The organism is Cryobacterium gelidum (assembly GCF_004403985.1).
Lineage (GTDB): Bacteria > Actinomycetota > Actinomycetes > Actinomycetales > Microbacteriaceae > Cryobacterium > Cryobacterium gelidum.
The window spans coordinates 328725-351338 of record NZ_SOHL01000003.1; the positions used below are offsets into that span (position 1 = coordinate 328725).

Sequence of the window (22614 nt, forward strand, 5' to 3'; positions counted from 1 at the left end):
GCAGGCGAGGGCATGCGGCCGGGCGCACCGGCGATCGGGCGGATTAGAACGGTTGGGGGACGGGGTCGTCGATGTGCCAAGCGGAGTTCCATGGGTCGAGCAGGGGCGGATTCGGCTGGGCCAGTGCGGGCGGTGCTGGTGTTGGTGGTGTTGGTGCTGCTGGCGTTGGTGGTGCTGGTGGTGCTGTGTGTTGTGGGTGGGGGCGAATGCGGGTGGTGGGGTCGGTGGCGTAGTGCTTGCCGGCGGGGCTGGTCCAGTTCAGGGTGCCGTCGGGTGTGGCGGTGACGGTCCAGGCGCTGAAGTGCTTCAGGTTGTGGTTGGCCGGGCAGAGATGATGCAGGTTGGTGGCGGTGGTGTGGCCGCCGAATTGGGTGTCGCGGGTGTGGTCGAGGTCGCAGTGCCGGGCGGAGCGGTTGCAGCCGGGGAACCGGCAGGTTCCATCGCGTAGTTGCAGGTACTTCTTCAGCGCCGCCGGCACCCGAAACGCGGTAGCACTGACGTCCAGGACGATGCCGGTGTGCGGGTGGGTGAGGATGCGCAGGAAGCTCGTCGCGGTGCCGGCGAGCCGGCGGGCGGTTTCCGCATCGATCGGCCCGTACCCGTCCAACTCGCCCGGCTCCTCGCTCTTACCCATCAGGGTCAGCACCGGCACGGTCACGTTCACCGTGGCTCCGATACCGGCGCCGAGGCCGGTGGCGGTGACGCCGCGGGCGAGCAGGTCGATGGCGACATCTGCCCGGAGCTGGCTGAGGGTGCGTGATTCATCCGGACCCTGCAAGCTGAGGGCGGCGTCGGTGACGCGGTGATACACGGCCGTGAGGTCATCGCTGGCGGCGCGCATCCAGAGCGTGGCCATGCCGTCGTTATCGGGGTAGAGCAGGACTTTTCGGTCTGCCAGACACCGAGCCCGGCGAACGGTGATGCTGTCGGGATGGAAGTGTTCGCGGATCTTGCGGGCCGTACCCTCGATTTGCGCCGCGGTGAGTTTCATCGCGTGCGGCAGCAACACCGCCTCCAGCCCGGCTTGCGCGGGCTTCGGCACCGAATCAAGCTGGTCCAGCAGCAGCCCCGCCTGCCGCAGCGAAATCTGCCCGCACCGGAGGGCGCCCAGGGTGCGGGGCCGGTCTTCGACCAGGGTCCGGCTCTGCCGAATCAACCCAGACGCGGTGCCATACGGGATGCGCAACGCGCACGCCATCTCCGCGATCAGGCCCTGCTGCGCTGCAAACGTCGCATCCCAGTCATGCTCCCGGCCCGGACCTGCCAGGGGCCGACCCGTCTCGGCGGTACTGGACGTGTAATGCCAGGCCTCGGCGAGGGTATCCGCTTTGCCCGCCTGCGCCCATGCGATGACCCTCTCGAAATACACCGCCCGATCCACGAACTGCGATTGTCGACACTGGAACGGATCCAGGTCACCCGCTGGGCTGGAGGCGGAACCGTTAGCGTTGCCGCCCTCCGAGTTGCAGCCCTCCGCATTATCATCGGCAGCGTTGAACTCGGCAGCGTTGAACTCGGCAGCGTTGAACTCGGCAGCGTTGAACTCGGCAGCGTTGAACTCGGCAGCGTTGAACTCGGCAGCGTTGAACTCGGCAGCGTTGAACTCGGCAGCGTTGAACTCGGCAGCGTTGAACTCGGCAGCGTTGAACTCGGCAGCGTTGAACTCGGCAGCGTTGAACTCGGCAGCGTTGAACTCGGCAGCGTTGAACTCGGCAGCGTTGAACTCGGCAGCGTTGAACTCGGCAGCGTTGAACTCGGCAGCGTTGAACTCGGCAGCGTTGAACTCGGCAGCGTTGAACTCGGCAGCGTTGAACTCGGCAGCGTTGAACTCGGCAGCGTTGAACTCGGCAGCGTTGAACTCGGCAGCGTTGAACTCGGCAGCGTTGAACTCGGCAGCGTTGAACTCGGCAGCGTTGAACTCGGCAGCGTTGAACTCGGCAGCGTTGAACTCGGCAGCGTTGAACTCGGCAGCGTTGAACTCGGCAGCGTTGAACTCGGCAGCGTTGAACTCGGCAGCGTTGAACTCGGCAGCGTTGAACTCGGCAGCGTTGAACTCGGCAGCGTTGAACTCGGCAGCGTTGAACTCGGCAGCGTTGAACTCGGCAGCGTTGAACTCGGCAGCGTTGAACTCGGCAGCGTTGAACTCGGCAGCGTTGAACTCGGCAGCGTTGAACTCGGCGCGCTCCTCGGCCGTGACCGGCCAGGTTCCGTGGGCCGCGAAGAACGCATCGACGAAGCCCGATTCGGGGATGTCGCCGCTCTGGCTCATGCCCTCATTTTACCAAAACCCTGAGCCAGAGTCGAGAGTTTCTCAGATATATTTGGATTTCTGTGCGAACGTGCGTTCGGACAGGATTGCACGTTCCCGGGTCCGACGCACGCCGGTCGACGGCGGTTGTGGCCGACTCGACCCGGAGAAATGGCTGGCTCCCGGGATGGCCGGCCATATCCGGAGTGAGCGGGGACGCGACACCGCGTCGGGTTGAGTCGCCCGACTGCGCCAGCCCTGCGCCAGCTCTGCGCCTTCAGCGCGTAGTACCGGCTACCTTGGGCAACGATCCACCGGCGGCCGCGTTTCGGTCGGGCCTGAAGTTGGAAAAGTCCACGCCGGGAATGTTCTGCACCAGCGAGAGTTCATCTTCGATCTGGGCCGCTTCGGAGTCTTCAGGGCCGACCAGGGGCAGGCGCACCCGTGGGCTGCCGATGCGACCGAGGCCGTGCAGGATGTACTTCACGGCAACGGTGCCGGGTACGTGGGTCATCACGGCGCGCACGAGCGGTTCGAGCTGCTGATGGGCGGCGGTGGCGACTCTGAGGTCGCCCCGGTTGACCGCGTCGACCATGTGCCGGTACGGGGTCGCTGTGATGTTCCCGGTGACGCCGATCAGTCCCGTCGCGCCGATCGACAAGTGGGCCAGCACGTTGGGATCGTCGCCGGAGAAGTACATGAGGTCGGTCTGGTTGAGCACCCGGCTGACCTGGGCGAAGTCGCCCTTGGCGTCTTTCATGGCCAGGATGTTGGGGTGCTTGGCCGCGCGCAGGATGGTCTCGTAGGCGATAGCGACACCGGTGCGGCCGGGGATGTCGTAGAGAATGACGGGGAGGTCGGTCGCATCCGCGATCATGCGGAAGTGGGTGAGGATGCCGGCTTGGGTCGGCTTGTTGTAATACGGGGTGACGATCATGTTGCCGTCGGCACCGGCCTTCTCACTCTGGCGGGCGAGCTGCATGGCGTGGGCGGTCTCGTTGGAACCACCGCCGGTGATGATCTTGGCACGGCCGTCAGCGACGGACTTGCCGACCTCGACCAGGCGGATCTTCTCTGGGTCGGTCAGGGTACTGGTCTCGCCGGTTGTTCCGGTGACGACGATGCCGTCGGCGCCAGCATTGATGACGTCGTCGATGTGCTTCTCCACCCCGGCCCAGTCCACTTCGCCATCAAAAGTAAACGGGGTGACCAGTGCGACCAGCACCTGGCCAAAGGGATTCGTAGAGGTAGACACGAGGTACAGGCTATCGCCTCCTCGCTCGGTGCCCCGTGAGCGCGCAAAAAAAGGCCCGATCGAATCGGTCAGACCGGCATATTTCCTACTCTCGCGAAGCGCTACGGCGAGACGCGCCCGTTCTTGTTGAAGGCGGCGTAGGTCAGTGGCATCAGCGTCTCGAAGTGGGTTTCCATCTGCTCGGCACACATTTCGATCTCGCGCTGCGGGAACGATGGAAACGATGAGCCCTCGCGTTTGGTGCGCAGGCTGAGAAAGTTCATCAGTGAGCGCGCGTTGAGCGTGACGTACATCGACGAGTAGATGTTGAGCGGCAGCACGATACGAGCGACCTCGCGGGCGATGCCGGCTTCAAGCATCCGCTGGTACGCCTCGTAGGCATGGATTGCGGCGACGCGGGTCTGCTGCTGCACCAGCGCGGTCTGCTCGGCAGAGCCGGGCAGAAAGTCGTACGCGCCCGGCTTACCGACCTGGAGGAGGTTGCGTTCGGCGGACGGCACATAAAATACCGGATTGAGCTCCCGGTACCGGCCCGACTCTTCGTTGTACGAGGCGATGCGGTGCCGCATGAACTCGCGAAACACAAAAATAGGCGCGCGCACATAGAACGTCATCGAGTTGTGTTCGAACGGCGAACCGTGCCGATCGCGCATGAGGTAGTTGATCAGCCCGCGATCACGCTTCTCGTCAGCCTCGCTCTCGAAGCCGTCGAGCTGGCTCTGCTCCAGGGTCTGCTCCCCCAGGGTCGACACCCGGGCGGCAAACAATACGTCGGAGTCGTGGGCGCTCGCGCGCACCAGCTCCACGGTCATTTCAGATCGGAACTCAACATCGGCCACGGCCTCAGGCTAGCCGGTCTGCCGGCCGTCCCGCCCGGGCGTGCCCGTAATGTCTCGTCACAGTCCCCCGAACAGGCCCGCACCCACGTAGCGTCGAGGATATGAAACCACTCGAAGCGATCGGACTGCTGTTCGCGCTACTGACTGCCACGACCGTTCTGGGGCTCCTGTGGCGGGCACGCCAGGGGCGAGTATCCCGCGTGACCGGTGACATCGTCACGCCAGCGGATGTCGCCACCACGACCGCATTCGGTCCCGCGGCAACCCTGCTGCAATTTTCGACCGAGTTATGCGCCCGCTGCCCTGGCACCCGCCGGCTGCTGGGCACCGTGGCGGATTCCCGCCCCGGTGTCGTGCACGTGGACGTGGATCTCACCCACCGCGCCGATCTCGCCAAGCGGTATTCGATCCTGCAAACACCCACGACACTGATTCTGGACGGGGCCGGCCGGGTACGGGCCCGCGTGGGCGGCCCGCCGAACCGGGCCGACATCAGCGCGACGCTCGATGCGATCGCGCAGAACACCGCCACCCGCACACTCACCACCACGCCAGGGAGCTCGCATGTCGACCGCTGAAACATCAACCGCTAAGGCAGCGACCGCGCCCACGGGCCGTCGCCCCCCACTCGATCCTCGTGGGCCCCGCTTCGGCGCGGCCATCACGGCTGTGCTGTTGCTGGCTGTGGTATTTCTCTCGCTTACCGGTGAATCCGCTGCCGCGCTGGCTCTGTTGGCGGCCATTACCGCGCTGTTTGCGTGGGGCGCCCTGGCCGGGGCCGGGCGTCACCCGTACGGCCTGGTGTTCAAGCGCTTCGTTCGACCGCGCCTCGCACCTCCGACCGAGCTCGAGGATGCTGCCCCACCAACCTTCGCGCAGGCTGTCGGCCTGGCAGTGTGCCTGGTTGGTCTCGTTCTGGGCCTGGCCGGAGTGCCCGGTTCCATCGGCATCGCTGCGGCCGCGGCGTTCGTCGCGGCTTTTCTGAACGCGGTCTTCGATTACTGCCTGGGCTGCCAGATCTTCCTTCTGCTCGTGCGGTTCGGTGTGCTGAACCGGGGCGGCCGACCGGCCAGGCAAGCATGAGTCACACCGCCAGAACGCCCTACTACAGCTAAGGACGCACCGAACCTGGTGCATTGGCTGTGGTGCGGGCTCGTCTGCGGCCTCAGGCAATTCTCAGACGGGACACGTTCACGGGGCACGCGCGACGGATAGGGTGGGACGCACATCACCTGGAGGTAACACCATGCCCACGACGCTCACCAGTGAAGCAACCACCGTCTGGACCGGCGATCTTATGTCCGGCTCCGGCACCGTCACTCTGGATTCCTCGCACGCCGCCGAATTCTCCGTGAATTGGAAAGCGCGCGCTGAGGGGGTCTCCGGCACCACCAACCCCGAAGAACTGCTCGGTGCCGCCCACGCGTCCTGTTTCTCCATGGCCCTCGCCAACGCGCTCGGCAAAGCCGGCTACTCGCCAGAGAGCATCCAGGCCACGGCCGCCGTGACGTTCGCCGCCGGCACCGGGGTTATCGGCAGCCACCTGCTGGTGAGCGCTAAGATCCCCGGTATGACCGAGGCCGAGTTCGAGGTCTTCGCCCAAGACGCCAAGGCCAACTGCCCAATCTCCAAGGCACTCGCGGGCATCCCCATCACCATTGAAGCCGAGCTGGCCTAGGACCCTGCGGTGCGCGTTCTGATCGCCGGTGCATCCGGCCTCATCGGCCGGGAGCTGAGCCGGCAGCTGGCCGGCGCTGGCCACACCCCGGTACGTCTGGTACGCCGGGAAGCCGTCGGCAAGAACGAGATTCGGTGGGATCCGGCCGCCCGGATTCTGGATACGCGCGTGCTTGACACCATTGACGCGGTGGTCAACCTCTCGGGGGCCTCGCTGGCGCGGCTGCCGTGGACGACGGGCTATCGCAAAGAAATCCTGAGCTCCCGGCTGCTGGCCACCCGTACCATCACCGACGCGCTGGGGCAGGCGGCCACTCCGCCGACGGTCCTGCTGAACGGCTCGGCCGTGGGGGTCTACGGCAATCGGCCGGGGGAAATCCTGAGCGAGACATCCGCTGTCGGAACCGATTTTCTGGCCGATGTCGTCATCCAGTGGGAGGCCGCGGCCCAGCTCGCGCCGGAACCGACGCGGGTGGTGACGCTGCGCACCGGCCTCGTGCTCGCCAAGGGCGGTGCACTCAAACCGGTACTGCCCCTGGCCAAACTCGGCCTGGCCGGACCGCTCGGCGGCGGAACCCAGCACTGGGCCTGGGTGAGCCTGCACGACGAGGCTGCCGCCATCGTGCATCTGCTGACCTCGACGCTCGTCGGCCCGGTCAACCTGGTCGGGCCCACCCCGGCGACCTCAAACGACATCCTCAGCCGGCTCGCCACCACCCTCCACCGACCGTTTTTCCTGCCGGTTCCTGAGCGAATCCTGACTCTGCTGCTGCAGGACGCCGCCCGCCAACTGCTGCTCGCCGACCAGCAGGTCAGCGCCCAGAAACTACTGGGCGACGGGTTCGAGTTCGCCCATCGCACGCCGGCCACCGCGATCGCCTGGATGCTGCGCCAGCCGTAGCCGATCGCCTGGATGCTGCGCCAGCCGTAGCTGGTAGCCTGCGGCTACTTCGGGGCGCGCTCGAGGGCGATCGCGGTGCGGATCGCTCGGCGGGCACGCTTGCGGTCGCCCGACGCGTCATAAGCGAGGCCGAGCCGCAGCCAGGCGTGCCAGTTCCCGGGTTCGGCCTCGACCTCGGCCCGCGCGGCTGGAAAATGCTCGTCGGCGGCGTCCCGGTAGGGACGACCGCTCGGGCGTGTTGGCAGGTCGGCGGCCGGAAGTCCCCCGAGCGCGTCGAGTTGACGCACGAGACGTTCCGAGCGGATGCCGAACGCAACCTCACGCACGAGCGCCCAGAAGCCAATCAGCGGCAAAATGAGCAGCCCCAACCCGATGAGGATACCGACCGGCTCACCGCTTTGAATAAAGAGCGTGGCGCGCACTCCGGCCAGAACGAGGTAGAAGACGAGCAGTACCGCCATGACGATGACAGCGATCTTGCCCTTCATCAGGAGGCTCCCGAATCGTTGGCAGGAGCAACGGCGGAATCAAACCCCAGGTCGACGATCTGGTCGAGGCCGACTGTCACACCCGTAATGGTTCGTGCTGCCGCGAGGGCCAGCAGGATGCCGCTCTCGTAGGCGCTCGGGGACAGCGTGTTGTGGCTGATGGTGATGGTCTCCCCGTTGCCGCCCAGAAACACGTCCTGGCGGGCCAGCAGGCCGGACAGGCGCAGGCTGTGCACGGGCACGCTCGAGACCTGCTGGCCGCGGGCACGCTGGTCGGTATGCGGCGCCGAGACCGGGCCGAGGTCGGCGCGTGCCCGACCGATCAATTCGGCGGTGCGCACGGCCGTGCCCGACGGCGAATCCACCTTGGATGGCTGATGAGCCTCGACGATCTCAATGGAGTCGTAGAACCGGGCGGCCAGGGCAGCGAACGCCGTTGCGAGCACCGACCCGATTGAGAAGTTCGGAATGATGATGACGCCGGTGTCGTCGCGGCCCGCGAGTCTGCGGCTGAGGGACGCGATACCGTCCTGGCTCCAGCCGGAGGTGCCGACAAGCACCCGCAAACCGTGCGCGGTTGCATAGTCGACGACATCACGACTCACGTCGGGCCGGGTCAGATCGACGGCGATCTGCGCCCCGAGCATTTCGCTCAGCTCGCTGTGCGAGTCGAGCCGGGCGACGACCTCGAAGCCCTCGGTTCGGTCGATCAAGTCGGAGACCAGGCGGCCCATCTTGCCCGTTGCGCCGATAATGGCCACCGTCGTTGTCATGACACCAATCTATCAATTCAATCCGGCATCACGTGCCCGCGCCATAGCCTAGGGAGATGCCTCAGTTTCAGGCCGTGTCCGTCGCGGATGCCGCCGCCCTCACCCTGCTCACCGAATATTTTCGCAGCCCCGAATTGTCGTTTCGGCAAGCTCAGGGCACCTACCACCCGACCTATCCGCTGGCCGAGCAATTCGTGCCCCCGCACGGCGTGTTCCTCGTGGTACTCGATGAAAAAGACGACCGGGCCGACGACGCGAGCGGCGCGTACGTCGGGTGCGGGGGCATCCGCCGGCTGGAAAATGCCGAGAACGAGCCGGTGCGGTTCGAGGTCAAGCACCTGTGGATGCAACCCAGTTCCCGCCGGCGTGGGTGGGGGCGCATGCTACTGACTGAGCTCGAGCAACGGGCGGCGCACCTCGGAGCCGCCGAGGTTGTGCTCGACACGAATGTGGGCCTCGCCATCGCCGGGGCGCTGTATCACAGCACCGGGTACGAGAGCATCCCCTCCTACAATGACAATCCCAATGCCACGCACTGGTACGGCAAGCGTCTGGATATTTAGAACATCAACGGTTCGGGCAGCCCGGTACGCAGCTCGACCGGCAGGTGGCCGAGGTCGTTGTGGGTGACCAGTGTCCACGGGCGGCCAGGTTTTTGCTGCAGCACGGTCAAGCCACAATTGGCCTGGTTGATACCGACCCAACGCCAGTCGGGAGCCCCGAGCACCTCACGAACAAACCAGGCGATCACGAAATTGTGGGTGATCAACAGGTCGTGGCGCTGAGTGCGGCGGGGCTGCAGAAATTCCGCGACGGCGTCTTCCATCTGGGCGCGACCGGCGTCGATCTCATCGTCGGTGACCGAGCCGAAGAAGGGATGGTAGGCCGACGGTGTTTCGGGTGCCCGCCCGGACGGAATGCAATCAAACAGCAACGGGGAGGCCTCGCTGTGCAGGGCCGGCAGGCGTTTGGTGATGAGTTCGGCGGTTTCAGCGGCCCGCTGGAGCGGCGAATGCCAGGCCCCCGAGAATGGCACACCGCTGAGCCGGTCGGCGATCAAGAGTGCCTGGCGTTTGCCCCGCGGCGACAGCGGGCCGTCGTGCAGGCCGTGTTCGGCATCCTGCTGCTCGCCGTGGCGTACCAGGTAGATGTACTGGGGCATCATTGTCCATTTCACGTGTGGGGAATCCGGTCGGGCCGGAGCGTTCAGAAGCTGTGTTGGGGCGATCAGCCCGGGAGGATAGCCGAGAACGCGTCGTCTTCGAGGGCGCCGACCGCGGAAATCGATACCGGGCCGCTCGCGAGCTCAGCGGCGAGCTCCCGCACGTCGGCCGCGGTGACGCGCGCAAGACGGCGCAGTGCTTCGTCCAGGTCGGCGAACTCGCCGAGGGTGATCTCGGAGCGTCCCAACCGTGACATGCGAGTGTCGGAGTCTTCCAGGGCCAGAGCAGATGCTCCGCTCAGCTGGCCAGACGCCCGCTGCATCTCGTCGGCGGTGACGCCGCCATCGGCAAGGCGGTGCAGTTCGCTGAGCATGAGCTCGGCGACCTGCCCGGCTTTGGCCGGAGTACAGCCGGCATACATGCCGAACAGGCCCGCGTCGGAGTAACCGGGCGCGAACGAATAGACCGAGTAGGCCAAACCACGCTTCTCCCGCACTTCCTGAAACAGGCGGCTCGACATGCCACCGCCGAAGATCGAGGTGAGCACGCTCATGGTGACGCGACGCTCGTCGGTAGCCAGCAGTCCGGGCATGCCCAGCAGCAGGTTTGCCTGCTCCAGCGGACGTTTGACGATGGTCAGTGCCTGGCCCTGCTGAATCTCGGCGGGGGCACCGCCGCGACGACTGACCGGGGTGTGGCGAATGCTGAGGTCCCAGCCGGCACGGTCGAGTGCGCGAGTGACGGCGGCGACGAGCACATCGTGGTCGACGGCACCGGCGACGGTGACGACGAGGTCTTGCGGGCGATAGTTGGCCTGGTAGTGCTCCCACACGGCGGTGCGGGTGGCGCCGCGAATATCGTCGGCACTGCCGCCGATCGGTCGCCCGAGCGGATGCGTGCCCAGCACGGCTTCGAAGAATCGCTCGTTGGCCACGTCGGCCGGGTCGTCGTCGGCCATGGCGAGTTCCTCGAGGATGACACCGCGTTCGGTTTCGAACTCACCGGCGTCCAATTTTGAGGAGGTCAGCATGTCGGTGAGAACGTCAATGGCCATGCCGAGGTCGCGGTCTTGCACCTTGGCGTAGTAGCAGGTGTATTCCTTGGCGGTCATGGCGTTGTGTTCACCGCCGACCGCGTCGAAGGAGATCGCGATGTCGAGGGCGGACCTCGTTGGCGTGCCCTTGAAGAGCAGGTGCTCGAGAAAATGGGTGGAGCCGAAGTGCCCCGGTTGTTCGTCACGGGACCCGACGGCTACCCAGTAGCCAATGGTCAGGCTGCGAGCACCCGGTACCTGCTCACTGAGAATGCGTACCCCGCTCGGCAGAACGGTGCGACGTACCAGAGCATCGCCGGCGGCCCGAAACGAGAGTTCGGCCTGATCTAGGGGAAAGTCGACTGCACCGTTCATATCATCCACCACCTTACAAGACCCGATCGGGGAGACCGGTGCCGGAGTGCGACCCCCCAGTTTGGCCGAAACTGCCCGGGTGGTCCGTTACCACAGACTGGTCTGTCTAGGGTGTGTTACAGTCTGGGAGCCGGCCGGGAAACTTCCGGATTTGCGCTCAGCTGGGGCTGATGTCATCCCCCGACGAAGGAGTGCCGAATGACCACGATGACAACCGAACCCGTTCGGCCGGCGACGCACGCCAAAGTGCGCATTCTCGCCACCGCCGACCGTCTGTTCTATACCGCGGGAGTGCACACCGTGGGTGTGGACCGCATCATCAGTGAATCCAAGGTCACCAAAGCCACTTTCTATAAGTACTACCGTTCGAAAGACGCCCTCATCGTGGTGTACCTGCAGGGCAGGGACCGGATCGCCCGCGATTTTCTCGCCAACCTCGACACCCGCTTCGATACCCCTGAGCAGCGGTTGCGCGGCGTCGTCAGCGAGATCTCGGCGCAGGTCATTCGCGACGGCTTTCACGGCTGCCCCTTCATCAACGCCGCCGCTCAGTTCACCGACCCGACCCACCCGGTGCGCCAGGCGGTCACCGCACACCGCGACTGGTACGTTCGATCGATCGAAGACATGTTCCGCGGCATGGGCCACGCTCGCCCCGGAGACGCGGCCGACGACTTCTTTCTCGCCCGAGACGGCGCTTTCGCCGGCGCCAACCTCGGCGACCCGATCGGTGCCCATACCGCTCTGCTGCGCGCCATCCAGCGCGTACTCGACGAGTCCGGCGCCTAACAGACGAGGACCAGCGCTCAGTAGTGCCGGCGCTCAGTAGTACAAACGCCCAGTAGTGTCAGCGCTCAGTGGGCCGACACCCGGTCGAGATCGATCAGGTCGTTACGGCCGAGACGGATGCCGGCCGCCGCGACCAGGGAGAGTACCTGGTCGCCCCGTCCAGCGCCGGCGACCGGCGCCACCACGTTGGGCCGAGCGAGCAGCCATGCCAGGGCGATCGACGCCGGCGCCGCGGTATGCGCGGCCGCAATGCGGTCGACCACGGAGAGCACGCGCAGCGATCGACGGTTCAGGTAGACCGCAGCGAGCTGCCCGCGTGCGGTACCGGCGGCATCCGCTTTGGTGCGGAACGCGCCGGCCAGAAAACCGTGGGCGAGAGCAAAGCCCGGCATAATGGCGAGGTCCTGGGCGCGGGCCACGACGGCGACGTCTTTCTCGAGCTCGGCGCGGTGCACGAGGTTGTAGGGCGTTTCGGCGGCGACGAATTTGGGCAGGCCGAGGGCCGAGAGCACACGGGCTTCCATGAGCCGTTCCGCCGAGAAATTGCTGGCCCCGAGATAACGCACCTTGCCGGCGCGCACGAGGGCGTCAACGGCAACGAGACTTTCTTCGAGATTGACGGTTTTGTCGTCGAAGTGAAAGTAGAGCAGGTCGAGATAGTCGGTTCCGAGCCGCACCAGGCTGGCTTCGACGGCGGCCACGATGCTGCGCTGGGTCAGTCCGGGATTGTCGAGATTGTGACCAATCTTGGTGGCCAGTACGGTGTCGGCGCGCGTGCCGCGCGAACGCAGCCACGACCCGATGATCACTTCGCTGCGCCCAGCGGCGAAGCTGTCGGCGGTATCGAGAAAGTTGCCGCCGAGGTCGTGGTGTGCGTCGAGAATAGCCAGGGACGCTTCATTGCTCGCCGTCCAGCCGAAGGCGTTGCAGCCCAGGGCCAGAGGGTGCACGCACAAGTCGGTTCCCGCTATCCGGCGACGAACCGGGCCTGCGCCGACCGTGGTCTCGTCCTGCTCCGATCGGTCGATCGCCATCGCATCGAGAGAGGACGAAACAGCCTGTCGGGTCATGATGTTCTCCTCTTGGCGGGTTAGCCCGGATCGGTCGTCTACCGCTTTTTCTCTTCGTCATCTGCTCTTGGCCCGACCATAGACGAGCCCACCGACATTTCCGGACGGCACGCCTAATCGTTACCAAAATGTACGTCGATTGCGGGCACATTGGCGTCGATGGCGACCAGTCGGCATGCGCGCAGTTTCTGCGACTGGTGTTCTGCGAGTCGGTCGGGTCCCGCAAGTCGGTACACGCTTGATTTGTTAGACTTGCCGTTGCGCGAAAATTGGGCCGAGTGTGCAGGTGCACATCCGCCCTGGGCCGCCGGCCACCGAATCGACTGATTGCTGGCGAGGTATCCTGCCCGAACCAGCCGCAGGAAAGCAGCCATGACCACCCTCGCCGACGTGCCCAACCCCCAGGTTCCCCGTGAAGCCCTCCGGCGCCGCACCTTCGCCGTGATCTCCCACCCCGACGCCGGCAAGTCGACCTTGACCGAAGCCCTGCTGCTGCACGCCCGCGCAATCACCTCCGCCGGCGCCACGCACGGTAAGGCCGGCCGCAGTGGCACCGTCTCGGACTGGATGGAGATGGAAAAGGCCCGCGGCATCTCCGTGACGAGCGCCGCGATTCAGTTCGAATACCACGACGCCGTGATCAACCTGGTCGACACCCCCGGCCACGCCGACTTCTCCGAAGACACGTTTCGAGTGCTGTCCGCAGTGGATGCCGCGGTGATGCTCGTCGACGCGGCCAAGGGCCTCGAGCCGCAGACGATGAAGCTGTTCGCGGTCTGCAAGCAGCGCGGGCTTCCCGTCATTACCGTCATCAACAAGTGGGACCGCCCTGGCGACGCTCCCCTGGCCCTGATGGATGAGATCCAAACCCGCACCGGACTGCTGCCGACTCCACTGAACTGGCCGGTCGGCGAAGCCGGCGACCTGCGCGGCGTGCTCGATCGCCGCTCGGGCGACTTTCTGCGCTACACCCGCACCGCGGGCGGCGCGACCGTGGCCGAATCGGTGCGGCTGGATGCGGCCGACGCGGCGATCGAGGAGGGCCCGGCCTGGACATCCGCTGTCGAAGAATCTGAACTGCTCGACGCGGAGTCCCAGAATCACGACTCCGAGCTGTTCCTCGACGGGCAGACCACCCCGGTGCTGTTCTGCGCCGCCGTAGCAAACTTTGGGGTGCAGCAGCTGCTCGACACCCTGGTCGAGTTCGCACCGCCCGCCGAAGCCCGCATCGACATCGACGGCAACCCGCGCAAGGTCACGTCGCCGTTCTCCGGTTTCGTCTTCAAGGTGCAGTCCGGGATGAACTCGGCGCACCGCGACCACGTGGCCTTCGTGCGCGTCTGCTCCGGCGAATTTCGACGTGGCATGGTCGTCACCCACGCGGCAACCGGTCGCCCCTTTGCCACCAAATACGCCCAGCAGCTCTTCGGCAAGGAACGCACCGTCACCGACCAGGCCTGGCCGGGCGACATCGTCGGGCTGGTGAACGCGTCGGCGCTGCGCGTGGGCGACTCGATCTTCGAAGACGAGCGCGTGGAGTTTCCGCCGCTCCCGTTGTTCTCCCCCGAACACTTTCGGGCGATTCGTCCGGTCGACAGCAGCAAGCACAAACAGTTTCGCCGTGGCATCGACCAGCTCGACCATGAGGGCATCATCCAGGTGATGCGCTCCGAGGTGCGCGGCGAACAGGCACCGGTGCTCGGAGCGGTCGGTCCGATGCAGTTCGAGGTCGTCGAAGACCGCATGGTGCACGATTTCCACGCTGATATCCGCATGGAAGCGCTCCCGTACCAGGTGGCCCGCAAGACCGACAGGGAGAGCGCTCTCGTGCTTGCCGGAACCCGTCAGGTGGAAGTCTTCACCCGCTCGGACGGCACGCTGCTCGCTCTGTTCAGCACCCCGTGGCGGTTGCAGGCGATCGCCAAGGAGAACCCGAAGCTCGTGCTGATCGACATTGCCAACGCCACGGCCGACGACTTCATGTAACTGGTTCGATGAAAAAGAAAGGCCGCATCCTCGTTGAGGATGCGGCCTTTTGCGTGTCTGTCAGTGCTGGTTACGCGTCGACGACCACGGAGGTGATAACCGGGCTGCGACGGTACTTGCGGTTCATCCAACGGCTCACCGACTGCGTGAAGAGGTCTTCGAGCTCGGCGCCGTCGACGATCTTGATGCGGTTCGCGGCCTTCATGGCCTCATCGATGACCTTGGTCGCGCCCTTGACCCACTCGTCGTCGTGCACGAATCCGCGCGCCAGGAACTCGACGGGCTCGGAGAGCGTGCCGGTCTTGGCGTTGAGAATGCCGAGGATGGTGATGGTGCCGTCTTCGGCGAGCTTGCGACGGTCTTCCATCGCGGCAGTGGATGCGCCACCGACGGTCATACCGTCGACGAAGATGTAGTCGGCGACGACACGGCCGGTGACCTTGGCGTGGCCGTCGATGAGGTCGACGACGACGCCGTCTTCGACGACGATGACGTTCTCTTCGGGGACACCGGTCTGGATGGCGAGGTCGGCGTTGGCCGTGAGGTGACGCCATTCACCGTGGATGGGCATGACGTTGACCGGCTTGACGATGTTGTAGCAGTAGACGAGCTCGCCGGCGCTGGCGTGGCCGGAGACGTGTACCTTGGCGTTGCCTTTGTGCACGACGTTGGCACCCCAACGGATCAGGCCGTTGATGACGCGGTAGATGGAGTTCTCGTTGCCGGGGATCAGCGAGCTCGCGAGCAACACGGTGTCGCCCTCGCCGATCTTGATCACGTGCTCGCGGTTCGCCATGCGCGAGAGGGCAGCCATCGGCTCGCCCTGCGAACCGGTGCAGATGAGAACGACCTTGTCGTCCTTCATGCGCTCGAGCGCCTTCATGTCCACGAGCAGACCCTTGGGAATATTCAGGTAGCCGAGCTCGCTCGCGATTCCCATGTTGCGCACCATGGAACGGCCGACGAAGGCCACCTTGCGGTTGTGCTTGACGGCAGCGTCGATGACCTGCTGGATGCGGTGCACGTGACTCGCGAAGCTCGACACGATGATGCGGCGCGGGGAGGTGCGGAACACGGTATCGATCGCCGGTCCAATGTCCTTCTCGGCGGTGGTGAAGCCGGGAACCTCGGCGTTGGTCGAGTCCGTCATGAACAGGTCGACGCCCTCTTCGGCCAGGCGCGCGAAGGCGCCGAGGTCGGTGAGGCGCTTGTCGAGCGGGAACTGGTCCATTTTGAAGTCACCGGTGGCAAGCACAAGGCCGGCTTCGGTGCGGATCGCAATGGCCAGGCCGTCGGGGATGGAGTGGTTGACGGCGATGAACTCGAGGTCGAACTGGCCGACGGTGCGGCGCTCGCCCTCTTTCACCTCGATGAAGTTCTGGCTGAGGCGGTGCTCCTGCAGCTTGGCGGCGAGGAAGGCCAGGGTGAGCTTGGAGCCGATGACGGGAATGTCGCCGCGTTCCTTGAGCAGGTAGGGGACGGCGCCAATGTGGTCTTCATGGCCGTGGGTGAGCACGATGGCCTCGATGTCCTGCAGACGGTCGCGGATGGCCGTGAAGTCGGGCAGGATCACGTTGATGCCGGGCTGGTTGTCTTCGGGGAAGAGAACGCCGCAGTCGATGATCAGCAGCTTTCCCTTGTGCTCGAAGACGGTCATGTTGCGGCCGATCTCGCCGAGACCTCCGAGCGGGATGATGCGCATGCCGCGAGCCGGCAGGGCCGGCGGAGTGCTCAGGTCGAGGTAGTGGTTATTCATGAATCTCATTTCGTTGTCTGCGGTACTGCATGTCCAGGTGTGTGGGGACCGAGCTCGGGCATGCGAAGCCTGCGAGAAATACTCAGGGGGGCCTCAGCGCGCATACGCCTACCTCGTGTCATGCCTGGCGGGCAATCGAAATACCGGCCAGATACGTCTCTAGTGTACCGGCGCGTCGGCGACCGTCGTTTCGGTGCCGCCGGTGCGACGCGTAGAGAAAGCAAAAGAGGGACTCCGCTCGGCGGAGTCCCTCTTTCGATCTGTCGATTCCGGCGCGACCGGAACGTGCTGGCTTAGGCTGCCGCGGCCAAGTGCCGGCTGTCGGCCACCTGTGACGTCGCGACGCGAGGCGTCGGCGCCGAGGTCACGCGGCGGCGCGACACGTACTCACCGGCGTCGAGGTGCTGCGCGGTTCCGCTCACGTAGCCGCTGCCGGTGACTATACGCCGTGCGGTGTGGGAGATGAACTCGTTGGGCAGGGTGGTGGTGTTCGAAACGTAAGAATTCATGATGCTCCTGGTGCGATCTGGTGATAACGGATGCCGACCGGGGGCCAGAGCAATGACATGACACAGACCACTCGAGTGTCCGCAGGAATGCGCGATGTGCGCTCCTTGACTGACTGGTTCGAGTGAAACTGGGGTGTTGGCCCGTTCGGCGGGAAATGCGCTGCGCCGCGCGGGCTGAGAAACCCGGATCCTCTAATGGACCGCCATGGTTTCTGAACTATTACCAGACTAGGTGATAGCGTCGCTCGTTGGGGCAAACACACCATCTACACAGGCATTGCGCAGCTAGACAGACATCGTGCAGCCAGACAGGCACAGACATCGTGCAGCTGGACAGACATCATGCAGCCAGACAGGCTCAGAAATCGGGCAGCTGGACAGACATCGAGCAGCTACAGATATCGTGCAGCAAGCTCGGAGATTGGATCGATAAGTTCACGATATGACTGCTTCCGCGCTGTACGACATTCCCCTCACCCTCATCGATGGAACCGAAACCACCGTCGGCGCCTTCAAGGGCAAAGCGATACTCGTCGTCAACGTGGCATCGAAGTGCGGCTTCACCCCACAGTACGCGGGACTCGAAGCGCTGTACCAGCGTTACGCCGACGATGGGTTGGTCGTGCTGGGACTACCGAGCAACCAGTTCATGGGACAGGAGCCCGGCACCGAAGACGACATTGCGGCATTCTGCGGGATGACGTACGGGGTGACCTTTCCGATGACGGCCAAGGTCGATGTGCGGGGTAAGCACCAGCATCCGCTCTATGCAGAGCTGACGAAGTTCAAGCAGGGACTGTTCCCCGGGCTGATCAAATGGAACTTCGAGAAGTTTCTGGTGACACCTGCCGGTGTGATCGTGGACCGCTTCGCCTCGTCGGTGGAGCCGGAGTCGCCGGAGATCGTCAACGCGATCAAAAAGGTCCTGGCCGACAAGGTCGCCTGACCCCTCGCGCGATCGAGGGCTCACAAGGCGGGGTCAGCGGGCTGCTCGGCGCAATACGGCCTCGGCATGACGCAGCACCGGGCCATCGATCATGCGGCCCTCATATTGGAAGACACCGCGCGCACTCGCGGCGGCCTCGAGCAGTCCGAGGGCGTAGTCGACTTCGGCAGTGGTCGGCTGGTAGGCCGAGCGAACGACGGCGACCTGGCGGGGGTGGATGCAGGCCGAGGCGGTGAATCCGCTTGCGACGGCATCCGCTGCCTCGAGCGCGAGTCCGGCCACATCGGCGATGTCGAGGTGCACGGTGTCGATGGCGGCCTTGTCGTGGGCTCCGGCCGCGAGCAGCACCAGCGCGCGGGCCTGGCGGGCGACGTCCCGGTAGCGTCCGTCGGGAAACCGACTGGACGTGCCACCGAGTGAGGCGACAAGGTCTTCGGCACCCCACATGAGCGCGACGACGTTGTGTGCGGCGGCAATCTCCATCGCCGAGACGATGCCGGCGGCGGTTTCGCACAGGGCGATCACCCGGTACTCAGCGAGCCGTTCGACCTGGCCGGCGCTGACAGTTTTGGCGAGCATGACGTCGCGGTAGTCCGTGCGCTCGAGCGCGGCCAGGTCGAGCGCGAAATCGATACTGTCGGCCGGATTGATGCGCACGATCGTGCGGGCCGCCTGCAGCGGATGCTCGATCAGCGCGCGCCGCGCAGCGGCCCGGTCGGCGGGCGCCACGGCATCTTCGAGGTCGAGGATGACGGCGTCGGCGCGCTCGGCCGCCTTCGCGTAGCGTTCGGGCCGGTCGGCCGGGCAGAACAGCAGGGCGGGCCCGAGCGTGAACGGGGCGGGGGTGAACGGGCTGAGCCCGGTGGGGCTGTCATCGAAGGGGTCGGGGCCAGCCGTGTCAAAATCCTGATCGAACGGGTCATCGGGGGGGCCGCCCTCGAACGGGCCGCTCATAGCGCTGCCTCCCGGCACCAGACCAGCACAGTGCGCACGGCCGTGCCGACCACGACCCCGTGCTGGTTGCGGCCGGTGTGTTCGAGCGTGATGATCCCCTGCCCCTGGCGGCTGTTGGAGAGCCGTTTGTCGATGACGATGGTCTCCGAGTACAGGGTGTCGCCGTGATGAAGCGGATGCGGAAACGTCACGGCCGAAAAACCCAGGTTGGCCACGATCGTACCCTGGGTGAGCTGGGCGACCGAGCTGCCGACCATGGTCGAGAGGGTGAACATCGAATTCACCAGCCGCTCGCCGAATGGCTGGGTGGCCGACCAGGCCGCATCGAGATGCAAGGCCTGGGTGTTCATGGTCATCGTCGTGAACAGCACGTTGTCGGCCTCGGTCACCGTGCGACCTGGGCGGTGCTGGTAGAGGGCGGCAACGTCGAACTCCTCAAAGAAGAGGCCGCGCTGTTCGACCGGGTAGCGCCCCCCGACGCTGGGCGGACCGGCGTGAGTCTCTGGGTCGGGGGTACCGGGGTCGGGCATCCGCTTCTCCTCAGTTCTATCGGGCCGCTCAGCCTTATCGAGCCGCTCAGCCTTATCGGGCCGCTCAGCCTTATCGAGCCGCTCAGGCATATCAGGCCGCGAAGCCGAGCGATCGTGCGATGACCATGAGCTGCACCTCGGTCGTACCCTCGCCCAGTTCGAGCACTTTAGAGTCACGATAGTGCCGGGCGACCGGATTTTCGTTCATGAAGCCGTAGCCGCCGAAGATTTGGGTAGCGTCGCGGGCGTTGTCCATGGCTGCTTCGCTGCCGATCATCTTGGCGATCGACGCCTCCATCTTGAACGGGCGACCGCTGATCATGGTCAGCGCCGCGTCGTAGTAGGCGAGTCGGGCACTGTGCACGCGTGCCTGCATGCGGGCGAGTTTGAAGGCGATGTGCTGGTTGGATCCGATGGCGCGACCGAACACGTTGCGGCTCTTGGCGTAGCGCACCGACTCGTCGAGGCAGCCCTGGGCCGCGCCGGCGCACAGCGCCGCGAAAGCGATGCGTCCCTCGTCGAGGGTCTGCACGAAGTTTGCGAACCCGCGGCCACGCTCGCCGAGCAGGTTGGCCTCTGGCACGTGCACGTTGTCCAAGAGCAGCGGATGCGTATCGGAGGTGTGCCAGCCGACCTTGTCGTAGGCGGGCAGCACCGTGAAACCTGCGGCCGGGGTCGGCACCAGGATGGCGGTGAGCTCCTTCTTGACCGAGCCGTCCGGGCGGGTCGACTGGCCGGTGACCGCGGTGACCGTGACCAGCCGGGTGATGTCGGTGCCGGAGTTGGTGATGAACTGCTTGCTGCCGTTGATCACCCAGTCGCCGCCCTCGAGTTCTGCGGTGGTCTTGGTTCCGGCGGCGTCGGAGCCGGCATCCGCTTCCGTGAGTCCGAAGGCCGAGAGCGCTTTTCCGCTGGCCAGCAGCGGAACCCATTCCTGCTTCTGCTCCTCGGTGCCACGGCGGTAGACCGGCATGATGCCAAGGCCCACGCCGGCCTCGAGGGTGACGGCGATGCTCTGATCGACGCGAGCAAGCTGTTCGACGGCGAGGCAGAGTGAGAAGTAGTCGCTGCCCTGGCCGCCGTATTCCTTCGGAAAAGGCAGGCCGAACAATCCCATCTCGCCCATCTGGTCGATGATGCCGTAGGGCAGGCTGCGCTTGGTGTCGTACTCGTAGGCGGCCGGGGCGACGACGGTGTCGGCGAAGTCGCGCACCTGATCGCTGAGGGCCTGTTGGGTGGGGCTGAGTTCGTAGCTCATTCGTGGTCTCCCTGGTCTGGGTGTGGACGGGTGCCGGGTTTGGCAGCGGGGTCGGCGGGCGCGGGGGTGACCGTCGCGACGATCTGGTCGAGGCTCACGAGGTCGCCGGGGGTGACGGTGATGGTGACCGTGCCCGGCAGGGGCGCCACGAGTTTGTGCTCCATTTTCATGGCCTCGATAGTGGCGAGGGTCTGCCCGGTGACCACCCGGTCTCCGGTCCTGACCGGCACCGAGACGACGGTGCCCGGCATCGGGGAGCGCACCTCAGGGCGCAGTGTGCCCGCAACCCGGTTGCGACCGGTGAGCAGCTCCGCCAGTTGCTCGGCGCGGCTGGGCAACCCCAGGTCAAAGGCGACACCATCGTGGCCGAGATGCAGGTGGCTATCGGTACGTGCCACGTCGTACAGTCGCGTCACGCCCCCGAACTCGATGCGGATCCGGTCGGCGCCCACGGTCGCGAGGCGGCCGACGGCCGACGGGCGCTCGCTGACAGTGACGGATGCTGCGCCCGGATCCCCGAGAACGCCGACGGTGAGCACGCTGGCAGTGTCCACACTGAACGTATACCGGGCGGGTCGGTGCTCGCCGAGGCGCCAGCCGCTCGGCCGCTGCCAGATCGACGTCTCGGGCTCGGTGGCAGAATGCAGGAGAAGAGCCGCGGCCGCGAGCACATGGTCGTCGGCCTGCCGGAAAGCCAGGTGCGGCAGGGTGCGCTCGATCAATCCGGTGTCGAGCTGCCCGGCGCGCACGGCGGGTTCGTTCAGCAGCAGGCGAAGATACTCCAGATTGGTATGGACGCCGAGTACGAGCGTGTCGGCGAGGGCACGGTCGAGACGGGCGAGGGCGAGGTCCCGGTCGGAGCCCCAGGCAATGACCTTGGCCAGCATCGGGTCGTACGCGCTGCCGATCGGAAGGCCCGGCAGCAATGCGCTGTCGACACGGATGCCGTCGCCGACCGGCTCGCGCAGGGCCAGCACCGTGCCGGTCATCGGCAGAAAGTCTCGATCGGGATTTTCGGCGTAGACCCGCGCCTCGATTGCATGCCCGCTCAGGCGGACATCCGCTTGGTGGAGGGTGAGCGGCTCCCCTGCGGCGATGCGCAACTGCCAGTCGACCAGGTCGACGCCGGTGACGAGTTCGGTGACCGGGTGCTCGACCTGCAGGCGGGTGTTCATCTCCATGAAAAAGAACTCGTCGGGCACGTCGGCGGCGACCAGGAATTCGACGGTGCCAGCTCCGCGATAGTCGACGCTGCGGGCGGCAGCGCACGCGGCCTCGCCGATGCGAGCCCGCGTCGCTGCATCGAGCAGCGGCGACGGTGCCTCTTCGATGACCTTCTGGTGTCGACGCTGCAATGAACACTCGCGTTCACCGAGGTGGATGACGGCGCCGTAGTTGTCGGCCAGCACCTGCACCTCGATGTGGCGCGGAGTGGCCACAAGTCGCTCCAGAAAGAGGGTGTCGTCGCCGAACGCCGTCGCGGCGATGCGGCGGGCCGTCAGGAGAGCGTCGGCGAGGTTGTTGGCGCTCTGCACGATCTGCATGCCCTTGCCGCCGCCGCCGGCGGACGGTTTGATCAACAGCGGATACCCCACCTCGGACGCGGCCCGGATGAGTGCTTCGTCACTGAGCCCCGGGCGCGCGATTCCCGGAATGATCGGCACACCGAAGCTGGCGACGTGGTTCTTCGAGCGGATTTTGTCGCCCATCACGGCCAGCGCGTTGACGCTCGGCCCGATGAAGACGAGGCCGGCGTCAGCGCAGGCCTGCGCGAAGGCCTGGTTTTCGCTGAGGAACCCGTAGCCCGGGTGAATGGCCTGGGCGCCGGTTTGCGCGGCGGCGTCGAGAATGGCGTCGATGCTGAGGTAACTCTGGGCCGGAGCGGCGGGGCCGATACGCACCGCTGCATCCGCCAGCTGCACGTGTCTGGCTGCACGGTCGGCGTCGCTGTAGACGGCAACCGAGCGGATGCCCCGCGCGCGCAGGGTGCGCATGATGCGGCAGGCGATCTCGCCACGATTGGCGACGAGCACGGTATCGAAGAGGGTGTTCTGGGGCATCATT

The 22614-nt window shown here is 65.6% G+C and carries 22 protein-coding genes; 8 read left to right on the top strand and 14 right to left on the bottom strand.

The genetic code is table 11. The features are described 5' to 3' along the window. Window positions 1-43: 43 nt before the first annotated feature. From E3T50_RS01710 to thyX, 3 genes are all read right to left on the bottom strand, one after another. Window positions 44-2269, bottom strand: coding sequence for an HNH endonuclease signature motif containing protein (locus E3T50_RS01710; RefSeq protein WP_134550274.1), 2226 nt, complete (start codon window positions 2267-2269; stop codon window positions 44-46). A gap of 256 nt (window positions 2270-2525) precedes the next feature. Continuing rightward, window positions 2526-3503 carry a 4-hydroxy-tetrahydrodipicolinate synthase gene (gene dapA / locus E3T50_RS01715; protein WP_134463797.1) on the bottom strand — a complete coding sequence of 326 codons (978 nt, stop codon included), beginning with the start codon at window positions 3501-3503 and terminating at the stop codon, window positions 2526-2528. Between the two features lie 101 nt (window positions 3504-3604). Then, window positions 3605-4315, bottom strand: coding sequence for an FAD-dependent thymidylate synthase (thyX, locus tag E3T50_RS01720; RefSeq protein WP_241990723.1), 711 nt, complete (start codon window positions 4313-4315; stop codon window positions 3605-3607). Between the two features lie 128 nt (window positions 4316-4443). Between thyX and E3T50_RS01725 the strand changes: the two genes are divergently transcribed. From E3T50_RS01725 to E3T50_RS01740, 4 genes are all read left to right on the top strand, one after another. Continuing rightward, entirely contained in the window at window positions 4444-4920 is a 477-nt protein-coding gene (locus tag E3T50_RS01725) for a TlpA family protein disulfide reductase (protein WP_134550276.1), read from the top strand. After that, window positions 4907-5425 (top strand): DUF4395 domain-containing protein, encoded by a 519-nt coding sequence (locus tag E3T50_RS01730; RefSeq protein WP_134550277.1) that lies wholly within the window; start codon window positions 4907-4909, stop codon window positions 5423-5425. Before E3T50_RS01725 ends, E3T50_RS01730 begins: the two co-directional genes overlap by 14 nt. 163 nt (window positions 5426-5588) lie before the next feature. Beyond that, window positions 5589-6020 carry an OsmC family peroxiredoxin gene (locus E3T50_RS01735; protein WP_134463805.1) on the top strand — a complete coding sequence of 144 codons (432 nt, stop codon included), beginning with the start codon at window positions 5589-5591 and terminating at the stop codon, window positions 6018-6020. Between the two features lie 9 nt (window positions 6021-6029). Further along, window positions 6030-6920, top strand: a complete 891-nt coding sequence (locus E3T50_RS01740) for a TIGR01777 family oxidoreductase (protein WP_134550278.1) — start codon at window positions 6030-6032, stop codon at window positions 6918-6920. Window positions 6921-6964: 44 nt separating this feature from the next. Here E3T50_RS01740 and E3T50_RS01745 read toward each other — a convergent pair whose 3' ends face one another. Both E3T50_RS01745 and dapB read right to left on the bottom strand, forming a co-directional pair. Further along, the gene (locus E3T50_RS01745) at window positions 6965-7408 is read right to left on the bottom strand and encodes a tetratricopeptide repeat protein (protein ID WP_134550279.1); all 444 of its coding nucleotides are present in this window, start codon (window positions 7406-7408) and stop codon (window positions 6965-6967) included. After that, window positions 7408-8181: a 4-hydroxy-tetrahydrodipicolinate reductase gene (dapB, locus tag E3T50_RS01750; protein WP_134550280.1), complete on the bottom strand. Its 774-nt coding sequence runs from the start codon at window positions 8179-8181 to the stop codon at window positions 7408-7410. Before dapB ends, E3T50_RS01745 begins: the two co-directional genes overlap by 1 nt. Before the next feature lie 56 nt (window positions 8182-8237). Here dapB and E3T50_RS01755 point away from each other — a divergent pair, with 56 nt between their 5' ends. Next, window positions 8238-8744, top strand: a complete 507-nt coding sequence (locus E3T50_RS01755) for a GNAT family N-acetyltransferase (RefSeq protein ID WP_134463813.1) — start codon at window positions 8238-8240, stop codon at window positions 8742-8744. On the opposite strand, the gene E3T50_RS01760 is transcribed toward E3T50_RS01755, so the two are convergent. Continuing rightward, entirely contained in the window at window positions 8741-9343 is a 603-nt protein-coding gene (locus tag E3T50_RS01760; RefSeq protein WP_134550469.1) for a histidine phosphatase family protein, read from the bottom strand. The genes E3T50_RS01755 and E3T50_RS01760 overlap by 4 nt on opposite strands. A 65-nt stretch (window positions 9344-9408) precedes the next feature. Further along, entirely contained in the window at window positions 9409-10752 is a 1344-nt protein-coding gene (locus tag E3T50_RS01765; RefSeq protein ID WP_134550281.1) for a M16 family metallopeptidase, read from the bottom strand. A 198-nt stretch (window positions 10753-10950) separates the two neighbouring features. Here E3T50_RS01765 and E3T50_RS01770 point away from each other — a divergent pair, with 198 nt between their 5' ends. Next, the gene (locus tag E3T50_RS01770) at window positions 10951-11541 is read left to right on the top strand and encodes a TetR/AcrR family transcriptional regulator (protein WP_134550282.1); all 591 of its coding nucleotides are present in this window, start codon (window positions 10951-10953) and stop codon (window positions 11539-11541) included. 65 nt (window positions 11542-11606) lie between these two features. Here the strand turns inward: E3T50_RS01770 and E3T50_RS01775 are convergent, their stop codons facing one another. After that, complete coding sequence (locus E3T50_RS01775; RefSeq protein ID WP_134550283.1) at window positions 11607-12611, bottom strand: aldo/keto reductase; 1005 nt, start codon at window positions 12609-12611, stop codon at window positions 11607-11609. 372 nt (window positions 12612-12983) lie between these two features. Here E3T50_RS01775 and E3T50_RS01780 point away from each other — a divergent pair, with 372 nt between their 5' ends. Continuing rightward, entirely contained in the window at window positions 12984-14597 is a 1614-nt protein-coding gene (locus E3T50_RS01780) for a peptide chain release factor 3 (protein WP_134550284.1), read from the top strand. A gap of 70 nt (window positions 14598-14667) precedes the next feature. Here E3T50_RS01780 and E3T50_RS01785 read toward each other — a convergent pair whose 3' ends face one another. Together E3T50_RS01785 and E3T50_RS01790 are read right to left on the bottom strand one after the other, a co-directional pair. Next, window positions 14668-16353, bottom strand: coding sequence for a ribonuclease J (locus tag E3T50_RS01785; protein ID WP_134463821.1), 1686 nt, complete (start codon window positions 16351-16353; stop codon window positions 14668-14670). Between the two features lie 293 nt (window positions 16354-16646). Further along, window positions 16647-16862, bottom strand: coding sequence for a hypothetical protein (locus E3T50_RS01790; RefSeq protein ID WP_134550285.1), 216 nt, complete (start codon window positions 16860-16862; stop codon window positions 16647-16649). A gap of 442 nt (window positions 16863-17304) precedes the next feature. Between E3T50_RS01790 and E3T50_RS01795 the strand changes: the two genes are divergently transcribed. Then, window positions 17305-17808: a glutathione peroxidase gene (locus E3T50_RS01795; protein ID WP_134550286.1), complete on the top strand. Its 504-nt coding sequence runs from the start codon at window positions 17305-17307 to the stop codon at window positions 17806-17808. 33 nt (window positions 17809-17841) lie between these two features. Here the strand turns inward: E3T50_RS01795 and E3T50_RS01800 are convergent, their stop codons facing one another. The 4 genes from E3T50_RS01800 to E3T50_RS01815 form a co-directional block, all read right to left on the bottom strand. Further along, entirely contained in the window at window positions 17842-18762 is a 921-nt protein-coding gene (locus E3T50_RS01800; RefSeq protein ID WP_134550287.1) for an HpcH/HpaI aldolase/citrate lyase family protein, read from the bottom strand. Then, window positions 18759-19292, bottom strand: coding sequence for a MaoC family dehydratase (locus E3T50_RS01805; protein ID WP_134550288.1), 534 nt, complete (start codon window positions 19290-19292; stop codon window positions 18759-18761). Before E3T50_RS01805 ends, E3T50_RS01800 begins: the two co-directional genes overlap by 4 nt. 91 nt (window positions 19293-19383) lie before the next feature. Beyond that, window positions 19384-20550, bottom strand: coding sequence for an acyl-CoA dehydrogenase family protein (locus E3T50_RS01810; protein WP_134550289.1), 1167 nt, complete (start codon window positions 20548-20550; stop codon window positions 19384-19386). Beyond that, complete coding sequence (locus E3T50_RS01815) at window positions 20547-22613, bottom strand: acetyl/propionyl/methylcrotonyl-CoA carboxylase subunit alpha (protein ID WP_134550290.1); 2067 nt, start codon at window positions 22611-22613, stop codon at window positions 20547-20549. Before E3T50_RS01815 ends, E3T50_RS01810 begins: the two co-directional genes overlap by 4 nt. Window position 22614: the final 1 nt, after the last annotated feature.